The organism is uncultured Boseongicola sp. (assembly GCF_937988555.1).
Lineage (GTDB): Bacteria > Pseudomonadota > Alphaproteobacteria > Rhodobacterales > Rhodobacteraceae > Boseongicola.
Genome location: NZ_CALJXO010000022.1, coordinates 1 through 4,507 on the forward strand (window position 1 = coordinate 1; position 4,507 = coordinate 4,507).

Here is a 4,507-nt window from a genome sequence, read left to right on the forward strand (position 1 = left end):
CTCCATCACCTGTCGCGGTCGAACATCTGTGAACTTGCAGTAAGAGAGGGCCTGGTCACGAAAGCAGTGTCCTTCCTCAAGTAGTAGCAAGCGCATGGACTGCAGCATCGAAGGACTTGGAACTGGTTTGTCTGCGTCCGTGATAGGTCGGACCAGAACGAAGTCTTCCTCAAAGAGAGAAAACTCTTGCAGCGAGGGTTCCGAAATCGGAAGCGCAACGATCGCCAAATCGATGCGCGATTCCACGAGGGCGTCAATCAATGATTTGGTCACAGATTCGCGCAGTTCCAGCTCCAATTTCGGGAAACTCGTGGTCAGAGCAGAGATGATGTTGGGCAATAGGTATGGCGCAACAGTCGGGATTATTCCGAGCCTTAACCTTCCCGCGAGTGGCCACCTTGACGCCCGTCCGAGATCCTCGAGCTCCTCAACGGCAATCAAGATTTGTCGCGCCTTAAGTATAAAGTCTTCACCAATCGCAGTTAAGCGAACCTGTCGTGCACTGCGTTCCACCAAGGGAGCACCAAAACTGCCCTCTAGCTCCTTGATCTGTAGCGATAGCGCCGGCTGAGAGATGGAACTCGCCTCAGCGGCGCGACCAAAGTGCCGGTTCCGCGCCAGCGCATCAAAGTAACGAAGTTGTTTGAGGGTGAGGCCTTTCATTTGCTCAGCTTATCGCAGTGTTTTGAATATTCAATTGGCGTTAATGAAGCTCTGAAGTTAGAACGATTCCAGAAAGAGCTGTTGGCTCTGATTTCATCAACGAACGGAGAGTCTAATGGACGGAAACAACGTGAGCCCCACCGGCGGTTGCCCCGTCATGCACGGTGGCAACACCGCGAATGACAAGCCAGTCACCAAGTGGTGGCCGAATGCGCTGAACCTCGACATCTTGCATCAACACGGTGCTCGAACTAACCCGATGGATCTTGACTATAACCACCGCGAGGCGGTGAAGAGTCTAGATTTCGAATCCGTCAAAGTCGACGTCCAGGCACTGATGACTGACAATCAGGATTGGTGGCCTGCGGACTGGGGCCACTATGGCGGTCTGATGATACGGCTTGCCTGGCACTCGGCCGGCTCATATCGCACGGGCGACGGCCGGGGTGGTGCGGGGTCCGGCAATATCCGTTTTGCTCCATTGAACTCATGGCCTGACAATGCCAGCCTTGATAAAGCCCGCCGCCTGCTCTGGCCGGTCAAGAAAAAGTACGGAAATGCGCTGTCTTGGGCTGATCTCATCATTCTCGCCGGGAACATGGCCTACGAGTCGATGGGTCTGAAGACGTTTGGCTTCGGCTTTGGCCGCGAGGACATCTGGGGGCCCGAGACCGATGTATACTGGGGCGCTGAGAATGAGTGGCTTGCGCCTAGCGAGAACCGCTACTCTGACTTGGACGACGCTTCCACCCTCGAAAACCCACTGGCGGCAGTGCATATGGGTCTTATTTACGTAAATCCTGAAGGTGTGAACGGTCAGCCTGATCCTGCAAGGACAGCGGCTCATGTGCGTGAGACATTTTCCCGAATGGCAATGAACGACGAGGAAACCGCGGCTCTTACCTGCGGGGGCCACACCGTCGGCAAGGCACACGGCCGGGGTGCTGTCGATCAGATCGGCGTTGAGCCAGAAGCCGCCGGCATTGAAGAACAGGGCTTTGGCTGGGCCAATCCGGGCCAGGCTGGAGAGGCCACCAATGCCTTCACATCGGGTATAGAAGGTGCTTGGACCACAAACCCCACTCAGTGGGATATGGGCTATTTCAAGCTGCTCTTCGGCTATGAGTGGCAGCTCAAGAAATCCCCGGCTGGCGCTTGGCAGTGGGAACCCGTGGATATCAAGGAAGAAGACATGCCGGTCGACCCGACCGATTCCTCGGTTCGCCACAACCCGATTATGACCGATGCCGACATGGCGATGAAGGTGGATCCGACCTACAATGAAATTTGCCAGAAGTTCATGGCGGATCCAAAGTACTTCGCCGAAACCTTCGGTCGCGCTTGGTTCAAGCTGACCCACCGCGACATGGGTCCCAAGTCCAATTACTACGGTCCGGACGTGCCTGCCGAAGATCTGATCTGGCAAGACCCCATCCCGGCTGGCAACAAAGACTGCGATGTGTCTGCAGTTAAAGCGATGATTGCAGATTGCGGGCTCTCCAACGCCGAAATGATCGCGACAGCTTGGGACAGCGCTCGGACCTTCCGCGGCTCGGATAAGCGCGGCGGCGCCAACGGAGCACGCATCCGCTTGGCTCCTCAGAAGGACTGGGAAGGCAACGAGCCCGAACGTCTCGCAAAGGTCCTTGGCATCCTAGAACCCATCGCGGCCAAAACGGGCGCGTCAGTGGCGGATGTGATCGTTCTGGCAGGTAATGTTGGGCTGGAGCAGGCGATCAAGGCGGCGGGCCATAATCTCGAGGTACCCTTCACACCAGGCCGCGGTGACGCGACCGAAGCGCAGACCGACGCGGATTCATTTAGCGTGCTTGAACCGCTCGCTGATGGCTTCCGCAATTGGCAAAAGACCAAGTATGCCGTCAGCCCCGAAGAATTGATGCTGGATCGGGCTCAACTTCTTGGCCTCACCGGTGCAGAAATGGCGGTGCTCTTGGGCGGCATGCGAGTACTGGGCACTAACTATGCTGGCTCCATGCACGGCGTTTTCACCGACCGCGAAGGCGAGTTGTCCAACGACTTCTTCGTGAACTTGACTGATATGGGCAATAGTTGGCACCCAGTCGAGGAGGACGGGAGCTACGAGATCCGTGACCGCAAGTCTGGCACTGTTAAGTGGACTGCGACCAGCGCGGATCTGGTCTTTGGTTCCAACTCAGTTCTGCGCGCCTATGCCGAGGTTTATGCTCAAGATGACAATGCCGCGAAGTTCGTCGGCGACTTTGTGGCGGCGTGGACTAAGGTCATGAATGCCGACCGGTTTGACCTTGTAGCTTAAAACAACGTTCCGGGCAGCTTTGCTGCCCGGACGCAAAACTCGTGCCTCTGGGGCGCTGCGTGCTCCTAAACCTCATTTATCGGGCGCGAAACTGGCACTCACCTTTGCGCGCGCATCCATCGCCAATACTGCGGCTCTCAAACGAATGCACACCAGTCTCTACAGGACAGTTGAGCTGCCGCTTGGTCCGCGCAAAGACTGCGCCCTAGTAGTTTGGGCTTATTTCTCTGGAAAACTCTTTTTGATTGCAAGCATGAAGGGAACCCCCAACTATTTTGGCTTGATTTGACCTGTCATTTGTTGCGCGAGGCCTGCGATTCGGCCGCGCAATGACAGGGGATTTGATGCGAGCAAGAAGCGAAGAGGCCGCGGCTCCAAATATACGGATGCGTTCGAGCGGCAGTTGGTTGCAAAGAGTCATGCCGCTTGAGCAACCGTTCCGATGGTGACAAAGCAACATGGGTGCCAACCAGCCGGATATACTCTTGGCTAGGTGATGCGCGGTTTCAGCCAAGAGACGTTGAGACGCCTGGCTTCAAGCCTGTTGAGGTGTCCGACGCGCTAATTCTTAAGGATATTGATCAACTACCGCCCGAGGCACGCATTGAGATCACGCTTGAGAATGGGCGCAACTTTCGACATCCTGTCAAAGCGCAAAGCCGAAGAGCGCGCACGGCCATGGGTGACGTCGCTGAGGCCTTGGCAAATGCCCGTCCAAGTGCCGCGTAGCCATCGGCGTGCAGGTAGCTCGCTTGGAAGCGCATGTCGTGTCGTCTCATCCCAGCACAAGGGTTCGATCCGGGTAGGCGAAGTCCGCGGATTTCTGCATGGATAAGCAGGGACGACAGAAGCGACAAAGCGCGATTGCGACCACCCTTCGACATCTCCATTTTGTTGAACCACACGGTCACATCGGAGCGCTCAACTTCACCAATCTGCATATGTCCCAGACCCGGCAGAGTGTATCGTGACATTGCGTGCCTGTGCGACCGGAGGGTTGAGGGCTTCCAGCGGCGCGCGCAATCATCAAGGAAGATATAGGCAAAGGCAGCTAAGGCGGTTTCACCGGAAAAGGGTGGGTGGGCTGTCGCATCTTCAAGAAGGTCCCGAGCCATCGACCGCGCGCATGATTGGGATGGTCGCACAGGTGCCAAAGGGTAATCTTCGCAACCTTGCCTGCGCGTGGGCAATGAACCACCCAAGTATTTCTACCACCTCGGATAGGCAAACCGAGATGAGGAACAATATCGTCCCGACGTTCCCGATCTAGGCGCTGATTTTGCGTGTTCTCTTCTGGCTCGATAACGGCTGAACGTGCAGCGGCTTTTCTGTCTGTTTGTCGCATCTTATGACTGCTTTTCCGGTCCAGAAAAAAAATCACGCAAATCGCTGGGAACATTCCAGGAAACGCGGGGGAACAACTCGCCCGCTTCGTTCAGCCGCCACTTAGGCTGCGTTGGCGCAGGTATTTTGCGAGATACTTCAACGAGTTATCAACTCAGTGAAGTTACGCGCTACTGCCCCTCGCGGGGGCAAATTCCACACACC

The 4,507-nt window shown here is 56.2% G+C and carries 3 protein-coding genes; 1 reads left to right on the forward strand and 2 read right to left on the reverse strand.

Annotated features, from left to right (window positions below; translation table 11 throughout):
- On the reverse strand, positions 1 to 663 hold a 663-nt coding region (locus tag Q1B15_RS01015), incomplete at its 3' end, for a LysR substrate-binding domain-containing protein (protein ID WP_299748817.1).
- 115 nt (positions 664 to 778) lie between these two features.
- On the opposite strand from Q1B15_RS01015, the gene katG reads away from it, so the two are divergent.
- Positions 779 to 2,959: a catalase/peroxidase HPI gene (gene katG / locus Q1B15_RS01020; protein WP_299748820.1), complete on the forward strand. Its 2,181-nt coding sequence runs from the start codon at positions 779 to 781 to the stop codon at positions 2,957 to 2,959.
- A gap of 581 nt (positions 2,960 to 3,540) precedes the next feature.
- Here the strand turns inward: katG and Q1B15_RS01025 are convergent.
- Entirely contained in the window at positions 3,541 to 4,074 is a 534-nt protein-coding gene (locus Q1B15_RS01025) for a hypothetical protein (protein ID WP_299748823.1), read from the reverse strand.
- Positions 4,075 to 4,507: the final 433 nt, after the last annotated feature.

What these genes read in the sequence shown, in the direction of transcription:
- katG (WP_299748820.1), top strand. Translation starts at nt 779, where the DNA reads ATGGACGGAAACAACGTGAGCCCCACCGGCGGTTGCCCCGTCATGCAC.
- Q1B15_RS01025 (WP_299748823.1), bottom strand. Translation starts at nt 4,074, where the DNA reads ATGGCTCGGGACCTTCTTGAAGATGCGACAGCCCACCCACCCTTTTCC.